The organism is Rhizobium sophorae (assembly GCF_013087515.1).
Taxonomy (GTDB): Bacteria; Pseudomonadota; Alphaproteobacteria; order Rhizobiales; family Rhizobiaceae; genus Rhizobium; species Rhizobium sophorae.
On record NZ_JABFCN010000051.1, the window covers coordinates 26,647 to 45,757 of the forward strand.

The 19,111-nt window shown below is 62.0% G+C and carries 17 protein-coding genes and 2 pseudogenes; 5 read left to right on the top strand and 14 right to left on the bottom strand.

Annotated elements, in window-relative coordinates; translation table 11 throughout:
- Positions 1–57: 57 nt before the first annotated feature.
- Positions 58–1,620: a glutamine-hydrolyzing GMP synthase gene (guaA, locus tag G9X64_RS28600; RefSeq protein WP_027669259.1), complete on the top strand. Its 1,563-nt coding sequence runs from the start codon at positions 58–60 to the stop codon at positions 1,618–1,620.
- Positions 1,621–1,751: 131 nt separating this feature from the next.
- On the opposite strand, the gene G9X64_RS28605 is transcribed toward guaA, so the two are convergent.
- The 6 genes from G9X64_RS28605 to G9X64_RS28630 form a co-directional block, all read right to left on the bottom strand.
- Positions 1,752–2,978: an MFS transporter gene (locus G9X64_RS28605; RefSeq protein WP_171377856.1), complete on the bottom strand. Its 1,227-nt coding sequence runs from the start codon at positions 2,976–2,978 to the stop codon at positions 1,752–1,754.
- 57 nt (positions 2,979–3,035) lie between these two features.
- A complete protein-coding gene (locus G9X64_RS28610) occupies positions 3,036–4,412 on the bottom strand; it encodes an aldehyde dehydrogenase family protein (protein ID WP_171377857.1) in 1,377 nt (458 codons plus the stop codon).
- A gap of 24 nt (positions 4,413–4,436) precedes the next feature.
- Positions 4,437–4,736, bottom strand: a complete 300-nt coding sequence (locus G9X64_RS28615) for a putative quinol monooxygenase (RefSeq protein WP_171377858.1) — start codon at positions 4,734–4,736, stop codon at positions 4,437–4,439.
- Positions 4,737–4,854: 118 nt separating this feature from the next.
- Positions 4,855–5,538 carry a type 1 glutamine amidotransferase domain-containing protein gene (locus G9X64_RS28620; RefSeq protein WP_168308020.1) on the bottom strand — a complete coding sequence of 228 codons (684 nt, stop codon included), beginning with the start codon at positions 5,536–5,538 and terminating at the stop codon, positions 4,855–4,857.
- Positions 5,539–5,658: 120 nt separating this feature from the next.
- Positions 5,659–6,714: an NAD(P)-dependent alcohol dehydrogenase gene (locus G9X64_RS28625; protein WP_168308021.1), complete on the bottom strand. Its 1,056-nt coding sequence runs from the start codon at positions 6,712–6,714 to the stop codon at positions 5,659–5,661.
- Positions 6,715–6,725: 11 nt separating this feature from the next.
- Entirely contained in the window at positions 6,726–7,157 is a 432-nt protein-coding gene (locus G9X64_RS28630) for a GlcG/HbpS family heme-binding protein (RefSeq protein ID WP_168308022.1), read from the bottom strand.
- Positions 7,158–7,436: 279 nt separating this feature from the next.
- On the opposite strand from G9X64_RS28630, the gene G9X64_RS28635 reads away from it, so the two are divergent.
- Positions 7,437–10,301, top strand: a complete 2,865-nt coding sequence (locus G9X64_RS28635) for an ATP-binding protein (protein WP_171377859.1) — start codon at positions 7,437–7,439, stop codon at positions 10,299–10,301.
- A gap of 207 nt (positions 10,302–10,508) precedes the next feature.
- On the opposite strand, the gene G9X64_RS28640 is transcribed toward G9X64_RS28635, so the two are convergent.
- From G9X64_RS28640 to G9X64_RS28655, 4 genes are read right to left on the bottom strand one after another with little or no spacing between them, the layout of a single operon-like run.
- The gene (locus G9X64_RS28640; protein ID WP_168308024.1) at positions 10,509–11,039 is read right to left on the bottom strand and encodes a dihydrofolate reductase family protein; all 531 of its coding nucleotides are present in this window, start codon (positions 11,037–11,039) and stop codon (positions 10,509–10,511) included.
- A 15-nt stretch (positions 11,040–11,054) separates the two neighbouring features.
- Positions 11,055–11,228 carry a hypothetical protein gene (locus G9X64_RS28645; RefSeq protein ID WP_168308025.1) on the bottom strand — a complete coding sequence of 58 codons (174 nt, stop codon included), beginning with the start codon at positions 11,226–11,228 and terminating at the stop codon, positions 11,055–11,057.
- 15 nt (positions 11,229–11,243) lie between these two features.
- Complete coding sequence (locus G9X64_RS28650; RefSeq protein ID WP_168308026.1) at positions 11,244–12,278, bottom strand: SDR family oxidoreductase; 1,035 nt, start codon at positions 12,276–12,278, stop codon at positions 11,244–11,246.
- 28 nt (positions 12,279–12,306) lie between these two features.
- Entirely contained in the window at positions 12,307–13,302 is a 996-nt protein-coding gene (locus tag G9X64_RS28655; protein WP_171377860.1) for an aldo/keto reductase, read from the bottom strand.
- Positions 13,303–13,407: 105 nt separating this feature from the next.
- Between G9X64_RS28655 and G9X64_RS28660 the strand changes: the two genes are divergently transcribed.
- A complete protein-coding gene (locus G9X64_RS28660; RefSeq protein ID WP_168308027.1) occupies positions 13,408–14,355 on the top strand; it encodes an AraC family transcriptional regulator in 948 nt (315 codons plus the stop codon).
- A 238-nt stretch (positions 14,356–14,593) separates the two neighbouring features.
- On the opposite strand, the pseudogene G9X64_RS28665 reads toward G9X64_RS28660, so the two are convergent.
- Both G9X64_RS28665 and G9X64_RS28670 read right to left on the bottom strand, forming a co-directional pair.
- Positions 14,594–15,120, bottom strand: a pseudogene (locus G9X64_RS28665) (AraC family transcriptional regulator); the annotation flags it as partial.
- An 89-nt stretch (positions 15,121–15,209) separates the two neighbouring features.
- A complete protein-coding gene (locus G9X64_RS28670) occupies positions 15,210–16,052 on the bottom strand; it encodes an SDR family NAD(P)-dependent oxidoreductase (RefSeq protein WP_168308028.1) in 843 nt (280 codons plus the stop codon).
- Positions 16,053–16,229: 177 nt separating this feature from the next.
- Here G9X64_RS28670 and G9X64_RS36775 point away from each other — a divergent pair.
- A pseudogene (locus G9X64_RS36775) lies at positions 16,230–16,384 on the top strand (GNAT family N-acetyltransferase); the annotation flags it as partial.
- A 169-nt stretch (positions 16,385–16,553) separates the two neighbouring features.
- On the opposite strand, the gene G9X64_RS28675 reads toward G9X64_RS36775, so the two are convergent.
- Positions 16,554–17,525, bottom strand: a complete 972-nt coding sequence (locus G9X64_RS28675; RefSeq protein WP_168308029.1) for a LysR family transcriptional regulator — start codon at positions 17,523–17,525, stop codon at positions 16,554–16,556.
- Positions 17,526–17,602: 77 nt separating this feature from the next.
- Between G9X64_RS28675 and G9X64_RS28680 the strand changes: the two genes are divergently transcribed.
- On the top strand, positions 17,603–18,127 hold the full coding sequence (locus G9X64_RS28680) for a DUF8737 domain-containing protein (protein ID WP_168308030.1): 525 nt from the start codon (positions 17,603–17,605) through the stop codon (positions 18,125–18,127).
- A gap of 46 nt (positions 18,128–18,173) precedes the next feature.
- Here the strand turns inward: G9X64_RS28680 and G9X64_RS28685 are convergent, their stop codons facing one another.
- The gene (locus tag G9X64_RS28685; RefSeq protein ID WP_168308031.1) at positions 18,174–19,070 is read right to left on the bottom strand and encodes a LysR family transcriptional regulator; all 897 of its coding nucleotides are present in this window, start codon (positions 19,068–19,070) and stop codon (positions 18,174–18,176) included.
- Positions 19,071–19,111: the final 41 nt, after the last annotated feature.

The following is a 19,111-nucleotide window of genomic DNA, read 5'->3' on the forward strand; positions in this document are numbered from 1 at the left end:
CTGATGCCGCCGATTTCCCGGATTGCAAGGCGAGGCGCTTTTCATTAAAGCCTCGCCATGACCCAGACAGCACATCCCGACTCCGTTCTCATCGTCGATTTCGGCAGCCAGGTGACCCAGCTCATCGCACGACGCGTGCGCGAGGCCGGCGTCTATTGCGAGATCGTCCCCTTCCAATCGGCCGAAGAAGGCTTCAACCGCCTGCAGCCGAAGGCCGTGATCCTGTCCGGCAGCCCGGCTTCCACGGTGGACGAGGGATCGCCGCGAGCGCCCCAGATCATCTTCGACAGCGGTCTGCCGGTCTTCGGCATCTGCTACGGCCAGCAGACGATGTGCATGCAGCTCGGCGGCAAGGTCGAGAGCGGCCACCACCGCGAATTCGGCCGTGCCTTCCTCGACGTGGACAGGGACTGCCAGCTGTTCGAGGGCCTCTGGTCCTCCGGCTCGCGCCATCAGGTCTGGATGAGCCATGGCGACCGCGTCACCGCGCTGCCGGATGGTTTCGAAGTGGTCGCCACCTCCTCCAACGCGCCCTACGCCTTCATCGCCGACGAGAAGCGTAAATATTACGGCGTGCAGTTCCACCCGGAGGTGGTGCATACGCCTGACGGCGCCAAGCTGATTGGCAATTTCATTCATAACATTGCCGGCATCAAGGGCGACTGGTCGATGTCGGCCTACCGCCAGAAGGCGGTCGAGCAGATCCGTGCGCAGGTGGGCGACAAGCGCGTCATCTGCGCCCTTTCGGGCGGTGTCGACAGTTCCGTCGCAGCGCTCCTGATCCACGAGGCCGTCGGCGACCAGCTGACCTGCATCCTCGTCGACCACGGGCTGATGCGCAAGGATGAGGCGGCCGGCGTCGTCGCCATGTTCCGCGAGCACTACAATCTGCACCTGCTGCACGTCGATGCCGCCGATCGCTTCATCGGCGAACTCGAGGGCGTCAGCGATCCGGAAACCAAGCGCAAGATCATCGGCCGGCTGTTCATCGAGACCTTCGAGGAAGAGGCGAAGAAACTCGGCGGCGCCGACTTCCTCGGCCAGGGCACGCTCTATCCCGACGTGATCGAGAGCGTTTCCTTCACCGGCGGCCCGTCGGTGACGATCAAGTCGCACCACAATGTCGGCGGTCTGCCGGAGCGCATGAAGATGCAGCTCGTCGAGCCGCTGCGCGAGCTCTTCAAGGACGAGGTGCGCGCGCTCGGCCGCGAACTCGGCCTGCCCGACAGTTTTATCGGCCGCCACCCCTTCCCGGGCCCCGGCCTGGCGATCCGCTGCCCAGGTGGTATCACCCGCGAAAAGCTGGAGATCCTGCGCGAGGCCGATGCGATCTATCTCGACGAAATCCGCAAGGCCGGCCTCTACGACGCCATCTGGCAGGCCTTCGCCGTGCTGCTGCCCGTTCAGACCGTCGGCGTCATGGGTGATGGCCGCACCTACGAATTCGTCTGCGCGCTGCGCGCCGTCACCTCGGTCGACGGCATGACGGCGGACTTCTACCACTACGACATGGAATTCCTCGGCCGCGCCGCCACCCGCATCATCAACGAGGTGCGCGGCATCAACCGCGTGGTCTACGATGTTACGTCGAAGCCGCCGGGCACGATCGAGTGGGAGTGAGGGAACGGCAATCGTGGCTTAGTTTCGACGGCAGTTTGCGCTGCCCATCGGCTGCCATTCCCATTGTTCCTCGCTCTCGCCTGGTGATGTTGGATCTCGCAGCTTCAGCCAGCGCCTGGTTTTTTGCGCGTCTAAGCCTGCACGACCGAAGCGCTTCGCGGAAGCGCGATGAAATAGACGAGCAGCCCTGCAGCGGTCAGCAAAAATCCGGCAAGCGGTGAAAAGAGGACGCTGTATCCCGCGGCGATGACCAGTCCACCGCCCCAAGCCCCAAGAGCATTCGCCACATTGAGAGCGGCCAGGTTCATTGCCCCCATCAGTGTCGGGGCTTCCGGTGCAAAATGCGTCATCCGCACCTGAATGGTTGGAATCGCCGCCATCATCGCAGCACCCACGCAGAAGAGGCAGAGCATGAAAACCCATGCGTTCGTCCCAAAGCACGACAAGATAACAAGGACGATCAGCGTTATCCCGTATCCAAGGATGAGGCCGCGAAACGCAAAAGTGTCTGCGAGCTGACCACCGACTGCGTTGCCGACCGTCATGCCGACGCCAAAGACAGCAAGCGCAAGGGGGATCCTGGATTGATCGAGCTGCACCACATCGGTCACCAATGGTCCGATAAAGGCATAGACCGCAAAAATGCTCGATATTCCGAGCGCCGCTACGACGATCATTGCCCAAACATTCCATCGACGAAGCCCCGACAACTCATGGAGGACCGAGCCCCCGTGAAGGGCTTCCGTGCGCGGCACGAACAGGAACAGCGCAAGAAGCGCGACTGCGCCGAGCGCGGCCATGGCGAGATAGGTGTTCCGCCACCCGAGCGTCTGACCAAGGAAGGTTGCCAAGGGCGAACCGAAGATCGTTGCGATCGTCAGACCGGTCATGACCAGCGCGAAAGCCTTTCCGGCGCGCTCCGCGCCGAAGAAATAGGCCGCGACAACCGCTCCCGCTCCAAAATAGGCGCCTTGCGGCACGCCGCTTATGAACCGGGCCGCCGCAAAGAGGCCGATATTGCTCGCCATCGATGACAGGACGTTTCCAACTACCCATAGCGCCATCAGACACAGCAACAAAGTCCGACGATTGAGTCTGGCCGCGACAAGCGTGGCGAGCGGCGCGCCAAGGACGACGCCGAAAGCATATCCGGTAATCGCATTCGTCGCCGTTGGAATATCGATGCCGAAGTCTTCGGCATACAATTGTATGATGCCCATGCTGGCGAATTCTGACGTTCCGATGCAGAAACTGCCCAGTGCAAGCGAGAAAAGAGCCAGCGCCTGGCTCTCATGGTGAGCACTGGACGGGGTAAACTTCATTGCCTGGCATTGCGCTTCGTAAGCCTTTCCAAACATCGATCGATCTCCAATCCGGTGGTTGCACGAGGCGTAATTTTGGAAGATCCGCTGGCGCTAGCGCTTGAAGACGATCATCTTCTCCGCGGTCATTTCGCGGGCCGTAAAGGGAATGCCGCCGACGCCGTAACCGGATTCGCGCCGGCCGGCAAAAGGCATCCAGTCGGTGCGGAACGCGCTGTGATCATTCACCATCACCGCCGAGGCATCGAGCTTCTCGGCCGCGTTGAACGCGACATCCAGATCGCGTGTGAAAATGCTCGCCTGAAATGCTACCGGCAGGGAATTTGCTGCAGCAATCGCATCCTCGACCTCGTCATATCCGTAAATGCAGGTGACAGGCCCGAAAATCTCATGCGTCGAGACCTTGGTGTCGCGCGGCGGATCGACGAGTATGGCCGGCTTGAGCGTGGTATCGCTCAGGCGTCCGCCGCCGATCCGACGGGCTCCTGCCGTTGCGGCTTCATCGATCCACGCCTCGACCCGCGTGGCTTCGTCAGGCGTGATCAGGGGGCCGACCTCTGTTTCGGCGCGGGTGGGATCGCCGACACGGAGCTGGTCGGCCCGCGCGGCGAACCGCTCGACGAAAGCCTCCTTGAGTTCGGCGTGTACATAAATGCGCTGCACGGACACGCATACCTGGCCAGCATGATAATAGCCGCCTTTGGCAAGGGGTTCGATGATCTCGTCGAGATGGGCACTCCGGTCGACAATGACGGGTGCGACGCCGCCATGCTCAAGGGCGCAACGGGTGCCGGGAGCCAGGTTTGCGCGCAGGCGCCAGCCTACTTCCGCTGACCCGATGAAGCTCAGGAACGCGATGCGCGCATCGCTCGCAAACGCGCTTGACAGAACGCGACTTTCGGGAAGAAAGGCCTGCACCCAGCCCTCCGGCATCCCGGCCTCATGAACCAGCTTGACCAGTTCGAGACAACAAAGCGGCGTAGCTGCTGCCGGCTTGATGATGACGGGACAGCCGGTTGCAATCGCCGGTGCCACCTGATGGACGATCAGATTGAGCGGGTGATTGAAGGCGGAAATGGCGGCCACGACACCGATCGGCTCCTGAATGGTCCAGGCACGTCGATTGACACTTGCCTGCGTAAGGCCCATCGGAATCTCGACGCCACCGCGGGTCCGCAGCACATCGGCAGCATTACGAATGCCGTCGATCGCGCGGTCGGTCTCGACGAGTGCGTCGGTGTAGGGCTTGCCGCCTTCGCATGCGATGCGCTTGGCGAAGACCTCGCGCTGCAGCCCGACAAGGTCCGCGAGTCTCCGCAGCACTGCCATCCGTTCATGCGGCGCAAGCCAGTCGTTGCGATTCAGAAAGCGTGCGCGCGCAGTCGCGAGCTTCGATTCCAAGGCCGCAGCATCGTCCGTCGGCAGATCGGCGATGTGTTTCCGATCAAAGGCTTGCACCACTTCAAGCATGATGTTCTCCGATCCTCGACAGAACTACGACACGGCTACCGCCTCGAGTACCAGCGCCGACCGCTCCGCCAGCGAAGGAATGCGTGCCAGATAATCCTGGTAGTGCGGCGTCCGGCGATGCGCCTCCACCGCCTCACCGTCGCGATAGAGCTCATCCAGAACGTAGCGCTCGGGAACGGCCTGGTCGCGCCAGCCATCCCAGCGCAGATTGCCGGGTTCGGCTCTGCAAAGCGGTGCCATGCCGACAAGCAGTGATCGCAGGTCAGCGGCTTTGCCGGGGTGAGCAGTAAGGACGGCAGTGATCTTGGCCGGCGATTGAGTCATGCGATAGGCTCCCGATAAAGTGCGCATGTGCACTCGTTTGAGTGGGCGGGGCGAGAAGCTGCGAGCGCGGTTGCGGTATGAGGGCACGCCCGAATCTTTCAGCCTGCATCTCATCAATTCACGCCGGAACAGCAGCCCGTTTGAGGGCGGCGACCAGTTCTTTTCCCAGCGGCCCCGCCGAGGCGGGGTTCTGGCCGGTGATAAGGCGGCCATCAACGACGACGTGAGGTTCCCAGTTGGATGCAGATGAGTACTCGGCACCCTCCGCCCTTAACGCATCCTCAAGTTCGTAAGGCACGTCATCGCGGGCGTAGTCGTACTCTTCCTTCTTCGAGAACGACGTAAGCTTCCTGCCGCGCACGAACGGCGTGCCATCACCGAGGTCGACGCTGAGCAGCGCGCACGGACCGTGACAAACAGCGGTTACGAGCTTTCCGGTGGTCCAGGCGCGCACGATGGCCCTCTGGACATCCGCGTTACGCTGGATGTCGACCATGGGCCCGAGGCCACCGGGCACTAGGATGGCGTCGTAGTCCGCAGCGTCCACTTCGGACAACTTTCGGCTATGATTCAGGCGACGAAAGGCCTTGCTCTCGAGAAACTCTTTTTGGGCGGGGTCTTTCTCGTCGTACGCGTCGTAGGGCGTCCATCCGCCAGCGGGAGACGCGAACTCTACGGCGATCCCCGCCTTGTCGAGCACGTCGAAAGGATGAGCGACCTCGGCGAAAAAGAAGCCGGTCTTGCGATTGTGCGGACCGATCACGGCTGCGTTGGTGACGATGAACAGGACATGTTGAGTCACGATCTTCTCCTTGAATAAATTATGATGCGTTCAAAGATTGGGTTTCATTCGGACATGAAGTCACTTCGGCGCAGGATACTTGGCGCGGCGGTAGTCCGGTCTCGTTGCGCCCTCACGCTGTCAGAACGTCACGACGGCACGCCCAACGATTTTATTGTCGCGCATCAGGTCGATATATTCGTTGATGTCATCGAAGGAGATCGTCTTGATCGTGTGCTGGATTTTGCCTTCGGCCGCGAGCGCCATTACCTCGGTGAGATCCGCGTTGTTGCCCCAGAACGATCCGTGAAAAGTCTGCTCGCCCGACACGCGGGGGAACAACGGGATATCGATGCGATCGCCGATGAACCCCACATCTGCATAGTGGCCGCTGATCGCCAACCGCGAGAAGGCGAGCTGCATCATCTCGGTCGCGCCGGCGCAATCGATGATCGCGTCGAACTTGTCCTGGCCAGTGGCTTTCTTGAGCTCCTTGCCAACGTCCTCGGAGGACTTGCCCTCTATGGCGATGATATGATCCGCGCCATATTTCTTGGCCACCTGCAACTTTTCTTCATTGCGGGCGACCGCGACCACCGGACCGCCGGCGCCAAGCAATTTGGCATATTGGACGGCGTATGCTCCGAGCCCGCCGATGCCGAACACACCGATCACCCGATCCGGGCCGAGGCCACCGGCGTTACGGATTTTCTTGAGGCCGCGGTAGGGCGTCAGCCCGGCGTCGGTCAGCGGCGCGAGCTGCTCGAACTTCAGGTGTTTCGGCACCTTAATCACATAGCGTGCCGGTACCGGGATATACTCCGCGAAGCCACCATCGCGGCCGAAGCCGGGCCAGCGGACATTGGGACAGATGTGCGTATCGCCGACCATGCAATGGCGGCAGACACCGTCGCCCCAACCGGGTGCGACCACCACGTGATCGCCTTCCTCGATACCAGCAACCTTCGGCACGACGCTGCCGATTTTCTCGATCGTGCCCGTAATTTCATGGCCGGGAATGACCGGTGGGGGGATATCGCCATAGCCCTGGAAGAAGCCGTCGATCAGCAACACATCCGACCGGCACATACCGCAGGCGGCAACCTTCACCAGCACCTCGTCGGGCTGAATATCGGGGACCGGTATATCCTCGAGAACCAGGGCCTTTTTATACTCCAAGATGCGCGCTGCTTTCATCGCAAGTCTCCCTACGGTTTCGCGTTTGGTGAAATTGCTTCTGCTGCCGCCATGGCGACCGCGATGTCTTGCTCGACCGAACCGGCGCTGGTGCCGACCGCGCCGATGATCTGGTCGTCGTACTTTACCGGCAGACCACCGCCGAAGATCACGACATTGCCACCATTGCTCTGTTCGATCCCGAACAGCGGTGCGCCCGGCTGAGCGAGCTCGGCAAGATATTCCGTCGTCTTGTCGAACATGCGCGCTGTCTTCGCCTTACTGATCGCAAGATCGATGCTCCCGGCGAGCGCACCGTCCTGGCGGGTGAATGCGATCAGCGCGCCTCCGGCATCGACCACCGCGATATTATAGGGGATGCCGAGGTTTGCTGCCTTGGCCTCGCCGGCCTGCAGCATCTGCTTTGCATCTGACAGCGTCAGTGTGTTGAGCGCGCGAGGCATGCGGCCGTTCCTTCAATCCGGTTTCCGCTCTGTCAGTCCGACACGAGCGCTACCGGGAATGGCCACCGGAGGTAGAGCGCCCAAGTGCCTGAATGTTTCCTGCCGACCGACTTGCGCCCGAACCAACCGGTTCAGCCTTTTCTCAAGTTGGCCTGGGAACGTAAATAGCATCGAGGCGCTGACGGCGCCGGTTAAAAAAGGTAAAATTAATGCAGCCGTGGAGATTACCTCGGCCAGGCCCGAGCTTGAGTCCGTGTCGTCGCAGCAAAGGGAGCTACGATGGAAGAATTGGAAGAGGCCAACATAACAACCTATTGTTTTGGCGACTGCCGCTTCATTCCCGCTCGCCAGCTGTTGCTTCATCGCGATGTTCCAATCCGTGTCGGATCCCGTGCGATCGATCTACTTCATGCGCTCGTGCGCCGGCCTGGTATCGTTGTCAGTAAGGACGAGCTCTTTCGCGCAGCCTGGCCGAACGTTTTCGTCGATGAGAGTAACCTCAAGGTCAATATCGCAGTGTTGCGGCGCGCTCTGGCGCAGGTGGAGCCCGACCTGACTTGCATCGCAACCGTGCCGGGCCGCGGCTATCGGTTCGTCGCGCCACTGCGCGTCCTCGGCGGTGCTGACGAGGCAGCTCTTTCCGACGCGGTCAGAGGCATTACAGGGGAATTGCCGGCCCCACCGGCGCTGATCGGGCGCGACGAGGCTATGGCCGACCTCGCCGGCGCGCTTGCCGAGACCAGGCTGCTTACAATTGTCGGCCCGCCCGGCGTCGGCAAGACGAGCGTAGCAGTCGCCACCGCATGGCAGGTCGGTGAGAGCTTGAAGGACGGCGTCTGCTTCGTCGATCTTGCGGCGATCGACTCTCCGCATCTGGTCGCGCCGGCAATTGCCTTTGCGTGTGGCCTGAACAGCAGTCTCGTCAATATCCTGGCAGGCCTTGTCGAAATGTTGCGCGACCGTGAATTGTTGCTGGTGCTCGACAATTGCGAACATGTGTTGAACGCCACGGCGACGGTTGCAGACCATCTCAATCACGCGCTTCCGAGGCTTCTCGTCGTCACGACGAGTCGGGAGCCGCTCCGGTGCAGGCGGGAGTCGGTCTATCGTCTCGCGCCGCTTCGCTTTCCGCCCGCGGGGAGCGAGCTGGACGCGGCGGCGGCGTTAGGCTTTTCGGCCGTAGAATTGCTGGTACAGCGCGCGGTGACGCAGGGATATCGGCTCGACGATGCGGACGCCTCTTCGCTCGCGGCCATTAGCCGTCGCCTCGATGGTATCGCGCTGGCGATAGAATTGGCGGCGCCGCGGCTGTCCACCGATGGGCCCGCCAAGCTGGCCGACCTGTTGGAGAATGCCTTCGATGCGTTTGTGTTGCAGGGGAACGCGGCGGCGCCTCGGCATATGACGCTGATGGCGATGCTGGACTGGAGCTATAGGTTACTTCCCGAGCGCGAAGCATGTCTGCTGCGTCATCTGTCACTATTTAGTGGAACGTTCACGCTGAACGATGTTGTCGGGATCTGCGGCCATCTCGGGTCGGCAGAGGATGTCGGGGCGTGGCTGGAGAGCCTTGCCGCCAGATCGTTGTCGTCTGTCAGCTATCATAGCGGACACCGGTACTATCGCCTCCTTGACAGCACGCGCAGCTTCGCCAGCGAACGCCTTCGCGCGAGCGGCGAAGAGCAGGCGGCGATGGCGAGCTATACGCGCTACCTGCTGGCTGTGTTCGAACAAGGCGAAGTCGAGTGGAACTGGCGAGCACGCGAAGATTGGACCGCACGCTACGGCCGTTGGGGAAATGATCTCCACCGAGCCATCGATTGGGCGTGGCGTGATGGACACGACAGGGAATTCGGCATCCGGCTGACCGCAGCCGCCATTCCACTGTGGAACGAGCTGTCCTCCCTCTCAGAGACCCGAACGCGCGTGGCCGAAGTGGTGGAGGGGCTCAATGGTCTGGCTATGGACGATGTTGTGCTCAGATTGAAACTCGTGTCTGCGCACGCCCTCAATCTCAATTTCGGCGACGATTGCGGACCGGAGATTGAAGCGGCGTGGCGTGAAGCGAGGACCCTTGCCGACGAAACCGGGAATGTCGAGTACCGGCTGCGAACGACGATGGGCTGGGCCGGCGCGAAGACATTCGCCGGAAATCATCGCCAAGTCCTGTCCGCCCTTTCCGAACTCCGCGGCCTCCTCAACCAGGAAGGAGGTCACTCGGCGGTGCCCGATGTCACGAGACTGGAATTGGTCAACCGTTTCTACTGCGGCGATATCGAGACTTCGGTCGCGGGCCTCAAGGCGTTGGCACGCAGTCATTCCACGGTCGCCTATCGCTCGCAGACGTCAAGGTTTCAACTCGATCGCTTCGTTGGAATACGGTCCTATCTCGCGCCGATGCTGTGGGTCGTCGGCGAGCACCGGGAGGCCTTCGATGTGGCGCAGGGATGCATTTCGGCCGCAACGACGATCGGCCATCCCGTCTCGCTCATGCATGCGTTGGCAGTGGGGGGACTTTCGGTATCGCTTTGGTGCGGCCGTCTTGATGTGGCGCGGGACCAGTTGACGCGGCTGGAAGCGCAGTACCAAATCTGTCAGCTGGACATTTGGCCCCCCCTTATTCGATTCTATCGTGCTGCCATCGACACCGCTGGCCGTGACGCGCAGGCGGTAGACAGAATGCGTGACGCTATCGGCGGACTCAGGAGCCGCAATCTGCGGATTCATTTCGCAATGAACCTCGTGATGCTCGCGGACGCCGCCCTGTCCCATAATCGTCTCGATGTCGCGCGCGCCGTCGCGGCGGAAGCCGGCGATTGTCTGGAGCGGGACGAGGTTTGGTGCCGCCCAGAGTTGTTCCGCGTCATTGGCCTGACGCGGTGGCGCGAAGGTGATGTCCATTCCGCCGCGGAAAATTTGGCCACGGCGGTGCGGGCGGCGCAGCGAAGCGGCGCTCTAACTCTCGAACTGCGGGCTGCGACCCAACAGGTCAAACTCGCGCTGCAAACCGGACATGGTGATATCGCGCTAAATCACTTGGCCTCCGTGTACCAATACTTCGAAAGCGGCTTGCATACCGCCGATGTGGTCGCGGCGCGCGAACAGCTGGAGGTTGGTCCGATGATCTCACGGGGCAGCTCTTAATCTGCCCACCTCAAATCGTGATTGAGGCCGCCGCCCAATGCTTCTTTGGAGGATGAAGTGGAGGGTGACATGTCGAGTGTCGAGAACGAGGCTGATCGCGTGTGCCGGCGGCGCGAAAGGGCTTCCCGTCCAGACCGTCGGCGTCACGGGGGATGGCCGCACCAAGACCAGACTTCCGCGGCGATTTTCATCTGGCGAGTTGCGAGATCAGGCCGGAACGTAGGTCAACCTGATCACATCCTCGCCAATCCGGTCATGAGCCATCAGGCGGAGCGGCGGCCGGGGTCCGGCGAAATATGGCTTGCCGTGACCGAGCACGACGGGGTGAAGGTAGATTCGATACTCGTCGATCAGGCCAAGTTCGGTGAGGCTTTGCGCCAAATTGGGGCCGGCGACTTCGATCTCCCCGTCGCGTTCCGACTTCAGCTCGCGGATCGCGGCCTCAAGATCTTCCCCAACAAGCCTGGCGTTGGGACCGACCGACTTCAACGAGCGCGAGACGACCCATTTCGGCTGGTTCCGCCACGCGGCCGCGAAGGCCTTTCGCTCTGCATCCCATTCAGGATGTTCGTCGTCCCAGTAACGCATGACCTCATACATCTGGCGACCGTACACACTGCCCGCCTGCCGCTGAGCCTCCTTGATGAAGTGGCGGAAAAGCGTGGGGCTTGGCCCAAACGCCATATGATCGACGTAGCCGTCCAGGGACTGGTTCATTCCGAACACGAGCTTGGCCATACTCACTTCCTCTCCTTAAAAGGCATATCCGCGCAAGCTGATTGCACTATGCAATCGGTTGTAAGTTAGTTCAACTGGTTTTTGAAATGCGCATAAATCCGCGACCTGATATTCGCCACCCGCCGTGTCCACACTATAATCGGCAGGCGGCGCATTTCGTTGCCGTAGGGAACCGCCGTCGATCTTCATAGCTGTCTCCAATTTCTAATCCGTCGTGTTGACCAGGCCGAGGCGGATGAGGCTCTCGGCCGTGGCGCCGATTGCCTCTTCGCGCGAGCGGGGCTCCCAACCAAGCAGGCGTTGGGCCTTCTCGCTACTGGCGTTCATATTGACGCCGAGATGCGGCACGATCCCCTTCATCGCCGGATTGAAAAGTGCGACGACGCGGACGAACCAGTTGGGCAAAACGCGCGTGGACACCTTGCTCGCCCCTTTCCCCAGACGTTGCTTCAGCAGCCTGGCGATCTCGACCATCCATAGGCTTTCGCCCGACGCGGCAAGGAAGCGCTCGCCCCTTGCGACGGGATCGGTCATCGCGCGTAAATGCAAGTCGGCGACGTCGCGCACGTCGACAACGCAGGTATTAATCTTGGGACAGCCCGGCTGACCGTCCAGCAAGTTCTTGATGAGACGGATCGAGTGGGAATAGTCGGGGCCGAGCGCGGGCCCGAACACGGTCGTGGGATTGACGCTCGCAAGCTCGAGCCCGCCGCCCTCGCGGGCAATGAAATCCCACGACGCTCGCTCGGCCAGCGTCTTCGATCTCTGATAGGGCGCCACATGCCCGTTCAGGTCACTCCAGTCGGTCTCGACGAAGGGGCGGCTTCGCGGTTTGTGGCCGACGCCGATCGCACCGAAGGCCGAGGTGAGCACCACCCGCTTCACGCCCGCATCGCGTGCCGCGCGGAGCACGCGCAGGTTGCCGTCGACCGCAGGCCTGACCCAATCTTCCTCGCGCAGCTGATCGCCGGACGGCGTCGGCGAGGCGCCGTGGATCACAAAGGTGCAGCCTGCGGCAGCCTCCGCCCAGCCGTCGTCGGCGGTGAGGTCAGCGGCGATAAACGAAAGGTGGCCACCCGGCTCGGCACCGCCGGTCCTGAGGTTGCTGAGAACCTCCGCCTCTCGCGACAGTGACCTGAGCGTGGTCCGCACGCGATAGCCCGCCCGCAACAGCGCCAGGATGCAATGCTGCGCGATGAACCCGCTTCCGCCGGTCACGAGCACCAGTTCGCCACTCATAACGATCTCCAGACTTGCTTGTTGCGCATCAGCGGTCGATCCCCGCCATGACCCAGTCGGGATAGCGATTGCCGGAGACCGTGCCGGACGCCAGTGCATCGTCGAGCGTCTGCATCTCGGCAGGCGTCAGCCGGACAGCGTCTGCCGCGACATTTTGCTCGAGGTAGGCGCGACGCTTGGTGCCGGGGATCGGCACGATAAAATCGCCCTTGTGCAGCAGCCAGGCGAGCGCGATCTGTGCGGACTTTACACCCTTGGCTTCAGCGATGTCGAACACTGCCCGCGCGGCCCGTAGGTTGGCGCCGTAATTCTCGCCCTGATACCGTTCATCGATGCGGCGGGTATCGCCTTCGGGATAGTCTTCCGCGCGTTTCACTCCGCCGGCCAGGAAGCCGCGTCCGAGCGGACAAAACGGCACAAGACCGATGCCCAGGTCACGCAAGACCGGGATCACGTCGGCTTCGAGATTGCGTTCCCACAGCGAATATTCGCTCTGCAGCGCCGAGACCGGATGGGTGGCATGCGCGCGGCGCAGCGTGGCGGCACCTACCTCGGATAGGCCGAAGAAGCGGACCTTGCCTTCCTTCACCAGCTCGCCGACCGTACCCGCCACATCTTCGATCGGTACCTTGCGATCAATGCGGTGCTGGTAGAGCAAGTCGATATGGTCGGTTTGCAGCCGGCGCAGCGAGCCCTCGACCGTCTGGCGGATCGCGGCGGGGCTGCTGTCGGTCTCGGTGCCGAGCTGGCGACCATTCTCGAATCGGAAGCCGAACTTGGTGGCGAGGACCACTTTCTCCCGACGGTCGCGGAAGGCGCGGCCGAGAAGCTCTTCGTTGGTGTACGGGCCGTAGCCTTCCGCCGTATCGAAGAAGTCGCAGCCGAGCTCGATGGCGTGATGCAGGGTGGCGATGGATTCGGCCTCGTTGGCCGGTCCGTAGGACTGGCTCATGCCCATACAGCCCAGGCCAATCGCGCCGACCTTGAGGCCCTGATGTCCAAGGTGCCGTTTGCTCAATATCATTGTCATTGGCCTCGTCGTTCTGGCGTTCGTGTGGCAGTGAACATAGATGCGACAGGGCGGACGTTGAATGCTTGAGAATACGCAATACTTGCGCGAGAATACGAAATGACCGCTGATCCCTTCTCCGACATTCTCAAGCTTGCGCGGGCGGAAACGCTGGTCACGGGTGGATTCACCGCTGGAGGCCCTTGGGCGATCCGTTTCCCCGTGCCGAAGACGATCAAGTTCTTCGCCGTCGTAAAGGGAGGCTGCTGGGTGACGCTCGACGGCGAAGCGCCTATCCGGTTTGCAACTGGTGATGTGGGGCTGCTCTCGGCGCCACGAGCATTCGTACTCGCCAGTGATCCGGATGTCTCTCCTGTCGACGCGATGACGTTGTTCTCCGGAGTCGGGCGAACGACGGCTCAACTCGGCGACGGTGACGACTTCGCGCATGTCGGCGGACACGTCCTGCTCGATCCCGTGAGCGGCCGCCTGTTGGCGGACGTGCTGCCGCCCTGGATCCACGTGCAGGCGAACTTGCCCGCCGCCACGACGTTCCGCTGGCTGCTCGACCGGCTCGTCGAGGAGCGAACATCCGATTTACCAGGCGCTGAACTCGCATCCGCTCAGCTGGCGCAGCTGCTTTTCATCCAGATCCTGCGGGCCCATCTGGCCGGAGCACATTGCGCAGGCAGCGGCTGGCTAAGGGCGCTAAGCGATCCGCGCATCGCGCCGGCCCTACGTTTGATGCACGAGGATCCAGCGCGGGCATGGCGCCTTGAAGATCTCGCCGCTGCCTGCGCCATGTCGCGGACGACGTTCGCCGACCGGTTCCGAACCGTCGCTGGCGTCGCGCCCCTGGCCTACCTGACACAGTGGCGCATGCGACTGGCTGAGCAGGCACTGCGGGACGAGGCAGGAAAATCGGTGGCGTTGATCGCGCGCTCAGTCGGCTACACGTCGGAGAGCGCTTTTAGTAACGCGTTCAAGCGGGTAGCCGGTAAGTCGCCGAAATCTTACCGAGACAACAATATGCACAAACGCAGTTTGACACAGGTCAAGGATATCTGATGCACTCCGGACCTTGGCTGTTGCGCACCTCTCAGGTGTTCGAAGGCTGACGCTGACGGTACTTCTGCCGCGTTCGCGGTTCGGACCTGGAATGGTGCGCTAAGAGCCGATGTAGTCGGTAGATGGCTTGCGGGGATTGTAGACATTCCCCCGGGGCTCAAGCCCCCGGCCGGCCTGAGGCGGACAACGGCCTGTGCGCTTACAGCGATCAGCATGGACAGGCCGCCGCCAGAGGGCGCTATTTCAGCGGCAGGAACAGTTCCGCCACCGCTTCATGCTCCGGCACTTCGGGGAAGAAGCTCAGCCGCTGGCAATAGATCGGGAAATCGCGTGCTTCCTCGCCGCTGGCCGGAAGCCAGGCGCGATAAACGTAGAGCGCGGCGGGCTCCAGATTGTCGGTGTTGCCGACGACGCGCAGCGTCCGCCAGGGATCTCGCCGGCTTTGATCTCTTTGCCGTTCGCTTCGATCGGTTGGTCGGTCCCGACACAAAGGTCCACTCTATAGTCGGCAGGCGAGTGAGGACCGCTCGGAACGCCAGACATTGAAGGTCGGACTTGTCCGGGGGTGCAGGCCAGCGGCCTTGCGCCAGGCGATGAACCGCTGGATGGTGGCGCCGAGCGTCGCCGGGTCGCCCGGTGCTCCATGATCGCCACCGGCGTGGTGGGGACATTGCGAATTATCACGTCGTCAGTGGTAAAACTCTTCTGCATGAGCTTGCTCCTTGCATTGTCGAGAGACCCGAAGGCGGCAAGCCACGGCTCCCACGGCCTCCTGCCCGGCAATCGAAGTGCCACGGCGTCCCGTATGCGGGAGAGGCGCCCCCCTGATCTCACACGCGCCAACAAGGGAGTATTCAACCGTTCGCAAAGTCCGCGGCTGTGAGGGGAACAGGTCTGTATCCGTCGACGTCAGCAATGTCGTATTCCGCAGCCAGCTCTGCCGTGACCAAGACGTGCCCGGATTTTGACATCAGCGCAGGGTCTCGCCAAAGTCCGGCGATGACGTGGCCGATGAATCCGGGGGATTCGGAATTGGACAAGTCGAAATATTCAGCGTTCTGCAAGACGGCTTCGGTGCGGACGAGACCCGGATAGAGTGCGACGGCCGCGACATTATGTGGGCGCAGATCATGTGCGAAGTCTGCAGCCATCTTGTTGGCTGCAGCTTTGGCGACACCATAGATCGCGTTCCCCTCGTAGAGTTGAGCCGCCCAGAACGAAATGTTGACGATGAGACCGCGCTGCGCCGAGATCATCATCGGCGCCACTGCGCGCGACATCATGAAAGCCGCCCTCAGCGCCGTGCCGATCATGGCATCCCATCGCCACGCAGGCTGATCCCAGAAAGCTCGAGGCCAGGTAAATTCGCCATCCTCCACCATGTTTTCATAGCCGGGCCATGCATTGTTCACCAGAATGTCCAGCCTGCTGCCGGCTCGAATCTCTTCGGCCACCCGCTCGGTCTCAGTGTCGTTGCAGTGGTCACAATGATGAATGACCACTCGTCCAGGCAGGTTCGCAGCTTCAAGCTCAAGCCCCTCCAGCGAGCCCACGCGCTTGCCTCCTAGGCTTGCCTCTGCCTCGGAACGCGTTCTGCCCGTAACATGTACTGTGGCTCCTTCAGCAAGCAGAGCAAGCGCAATCCCGCGGCCGACGCCGCGGCTTCCGCCGGTTACCAAAGCGACGACGTCTTTCATGTTGGTAGCCTCCTGGATGATGGTTATGCATCGGCACGGCAGAAGGGAGTGTATTTGGCTGCGACTTGCCTGGCCGGCAAAAATACGGCGCCACCGAGCCATTGTGAAGACCGACGGAACAGCAATGCTCCCGGCCCCCCATCGAACTAACCACTCGTGACTTCGAAGCACTGCTGAAGGGCATCGCCTCGCGTGGCGCTGATCTCCGCGGAAACCGGGGCGGCGATATCGCCTCACAGCGTGTCCTTGAAGCCAATGGCTTCACCCGCGCCGGCGAGCGTATCGACGCCGAAGACGGTCCGTTGATTTGCTGGGAAGCAGTGACCGTGTAGGCTGGAAGCCCGCACAGGAAACGGCCGGCCGAGGTTCAGTCACCTCGGCCGGTCGTTATCATGAAAGAGACGACTGCGTTCCGGCTTCAGCGGCCGTAAGTGACCTCGACGGAGGCCGCCCATCGTTGATCTGCTTCGGTTTGGGTCTATTCCAGTCACGCTTCCCACCTCAGCGCATTTTCGTGGCTGGCGTTTGCTTGTCGTCGATGTGAATTCGGGTTTTGTCGGCAGCGTCCGCCCGGCTTTTCACGTGATCGATGAAGGCCCGCAGCTTCGGCATCACCTGATGACGGCTTGGATAGTAGAGGAACACACCTGGCGCCATCGGGGCGAACGCCTCCAGGACGCGGACGAGTTTTCCCGCCTTCACCGGTCCGGTGGCGATTGGCTCCGGCACTTGCGCAAGCCCCATATCTTCGACGGCGGCTCCCAGCATGGTGGGAAAATCATGGGCGATCAGCGGCCCGGAGACGACTGCCTCGATCGGCTTTTTGCCGCTGACAAACGACCACGGCGCGATTGAGCCGTTCGAGCGGCGCATGCGGATGCAGGCATGTTGACGCAGATCCTCGATGCGCTCGGGCCGCCCCCTCCGCTGCAGATATTCGGGGCTGCCGACAACCACCAGCGGGAAGGACGGCGTCAGCCGGACCGCGACCATGTCGGCTGCGATGAACTGGCCGAGCCGGATACCGGCGTCAAATCCCTCGGCGGCGATATCGACCAGTTCCTCATTCGCGGCGACCTCCACCTCGATCTCGGGAAAGGCCTGGCAGAAGGAGGCAATCAGTGGCTCCAACAGGATCGGCACCACTGCCGGCGGCACCGTGAGACGCAACAGTCCAGCCGGTCTCTGCCCGAGCTCACGCGCAACCTCGCTTGCCGCGACCAGTTCCTCGAAGGCGGGCTTTGCGCGCGTCAGGAACCGCTCGCCGGCTTCGGTCAGGCCGACACTGCGCGTCGTGCGGATGAAGAGTACTGCGCCGACACGTTCCTCGAGAGCGCGGACGGCCTGGCTGATTGCCGATGGGGTTACCCCGAGTTCCGCAGCTGCTCTGCGAAAACTGCGGTGCTGGGCAACGCTCAGAAACGCCTCAACGCCGTCGAGCGCGCCTTGCCTGACTGTGAAGTTCTGCTTCATACCGCATCGATATTATCGCCAATAGTCGATCACAGGAAGCGGCCGTACATCTGGACCCCACAAATCTGGAGTGCCCGATGTCGACGGAATCGATCTTTCAAACCCATCTCGTGCTAGGCTATGTCGCGTGGCTGCTTTGCTTCGGCGCCTATATTCTGCCCTGGCTCACATCGATGGACAGGGTCAAGGCGCACCGTGCCATCGCCACTCTGCACAGCTTCCGCTTCTTCGGGCTCGTCTTCATTCTGCCCGGCGTCGTCGGTCCCAACCTGCCCACCAGCTTCGCCACCTTCGCTGCCTATGGCGATCTCGCGGCCGGGCTGCTTGCCATGCTCGCGCTCCTAACGATCAGGATACGCCAGGTCTTCTGGCTGTTCGTGGTCAACTTCAATCTCGTGGGAATGGGCGACCTTGCCCTCGACTATTATCACGCGATCCAGGTCGGCCTGCCGGCGCGGGCGGGGGACTTGGGCGCTGCATACGCGATCCCGATCATTTACGTGCCCCTGCTGATGATCAGCCACGTCTTTGCATTCTATTTGCTACTGCGTCCTCAGCCTAAGGCAACCCAGGCCGTCACTGGCGAGGCGGCAGTATCTTAACCTCCGCCATCTCAGGCGTCGCACCTTCCGATCGAAGATCGCAACTCTAGCGCCCGTCAAATCTGCGGACATAATCGACCAATGCGCGCAGCTTCAGCGGCTGCCTCTGGCGCCTGGGATAGTAGAGATAGAAGCCCGGAAAGGGTGGGCAGAAATCCTCCAGCAGCGGCACGAGTTCACCGCGGTCGATGAAGGACTGGAAAGTCTCCACCATGCCGAAGGTGATCCCTGCCCCGGCGCAGGCCATGCGGATCATCATTCCCATGTCGTTGGTCGTCACAGTGGGATCGACGGAGACGTCGAAGTCGCGATCATTCTCGGTGAATTCCCAGCGATAGGGCGCCGTATCCGGGCGTGGCCGCCATCCGATGCAGGCGTGGTTCTGCAGTTCGCGCGGATGGTGGGGATGGCCGCGGCGCTCGAGATAGGCGGGGGATGCGGCCGCGCATTGGCGCTGCTCTTCGGAGACTGAGATCGCGATCATGTCCCGTTCGATCACTTCGCCGAGCCGGACGCCGGCGTCGAACCCGGCCTCGACGATATCGAATTCGTCATCGGTGATGGTGATATCGAGTTTGATATCAGGGCAGGCTTCCATGAAGCCGGCCAGCAAGGTGCCGGAGAGGAAGTTCTCGGCGATCGAGGAAACCGTGATCCTGAGCCAGCCGCTTGGGCGCGCCTGCATTTCCCGCACCGTCTGCATCGCATCCTTGACCTGGCGGACCGATGGACGAACCGCCTCGAAGAACACTTCGCCGGCTTCGGTCAGGCTGACGCTGCGCGTCGTGCGCTGGACCAGAGCGACGCCGACCCGATCCTCCAGGCGCTGCAGGGCCTGGCTGACGGCGGAGCGGGTGACGCCGAGGCGCTCGCCGGCGAGCCGGAAGTTGCGCGCCTCCGCCACCGCAAGAAAAACTGAAATGCCTTCGAGATCGTCGACCATTGGTTAGCATTTCTAACCAAGGCATCCTGGATTGGCAACTT

What these genes read in the sequence shown, in the direction of transcription:
- guaA (WP_027669259.1), top strand. Translation starts at nt 58, where the DNA reads ATGACCCAGACAGCACATCCCGACTCCGTTCTCATCGTCGATTTCGGC.
- G9X64_RS28605 (WP_171377856.1), bottom strand. Translation starts at nt 2,978, where the DNA reads ATGTTTGGAAAGGCTTACGAAGCGCAATGCCAGGCAATGAAGTTTACC.
- G9X64_RS28610 (WP_171377857.1), bottom strand. Translation starts at nt 4,412, where the DNA reads ATGCTTGAAGTGGTGCAAGCCTTTGATCGGAAACACATCGCCGATCTG.
- G9X64_RS28615 (WP_171377858.1), bottom strand. Translation starts at nt 4,736, where the DNA reads ATGACTCAATCGCCGGCCAAGATCACTGCCGTCCTTACTGCTCACCCC.
- G9X64_RS28625 (WP_168308021.1), bottom strand. Translation starts at nt 6,714, where the DNA reads ATGAAAGCAGCGCGCATCTTGGAGTATAAAAAGGCCCTGGTTCTCGAG.
- G9X64_RS28630 (WP_168308022.1), bottom strand. Translation starts at nt 7,157, where the DNA reads ATGCCTCGCGCGCTCAACACACTGACGCTGTCAGATGCAAAGCAGATG.
- G9X64_RS28635 (WP_171377859.1), top strand. Translation starts at nt 7,437, where the DNA reads ATGGAAGAATTGGAAGAGGCCAACATAACAACCTATTGTTTTGGCGAC.
- G9X64_RS28640 (WP_168308024.1), bottom strand. Translation starts at nt 11,039, where the DNA reads ATGGCCAAGCTCGTGTTCGGAATGAACCAGTCCCTGGACGGCTACGTC.
- G9X64_RS28645 (WP_168308025.1), bottom strand. Translation starts at nt 11,228, where the DNA reads ATGAAGATCGACGGCGGTTCCCTACGGCAACGAAATGCGCCGCCTGCC.
- G9X64_RS28650 (WP_168308026.1), bottom strand. Translation starts at nt 12,278, where the DNA reads ATGAGTGGCGAACTGGTGCTCGTGACCGGCGGAAGCGGGTTCATCGCG.
- G9X64_RS28655 (WP_171377860.1), bottom strand. Translation starts at nt 13,302, where the DNA reads ATGATATTGAGCAAACGGCACCTTGGACATCAGGGCCTCAAGGTCGGC.
- G9X64_RS28660 (WP_168308027.1), top strand. Translation starts at nt 13,408, where the DNA reads ATGACCGCTGATCCCTTCTCCGACATTCTCAAGCTTGCGCGGGCGGAA.
- G9X64_RS28670 (WP_168308028.1), bottom strand. Translation starts at nt 16,052, where the DNA reads ATGAAAGACGTCGTCGCTTTGGTAACCGGCGGAAGCCGCGGCGTCGGC.
- G9X64_RS28675 (WP_168308029.1), bottom strand. Translation starts at nt 17,525, where the DNA reads ATGAAGCAGAACTTCACAGTCAGGCAAGGCGCGCTCGACGGCGTTGAG.
- G9X64_RS28680 (WP_168308030.1), top strand. Translation starts at nt 17,603, where the DNA reads ATGTCGACGGAATCGATCTTTCAAACCCATCTCGTGCTAGGCTATGTC.
- G9X64_RS28685 (WP_168308031.1), bottom strand. Translation starts at nt 19,070, where the DNA reads ATGGTCGACGATCTCGAAGGCATTTCAGTTTTTCTTGCGGTGGCGGAG.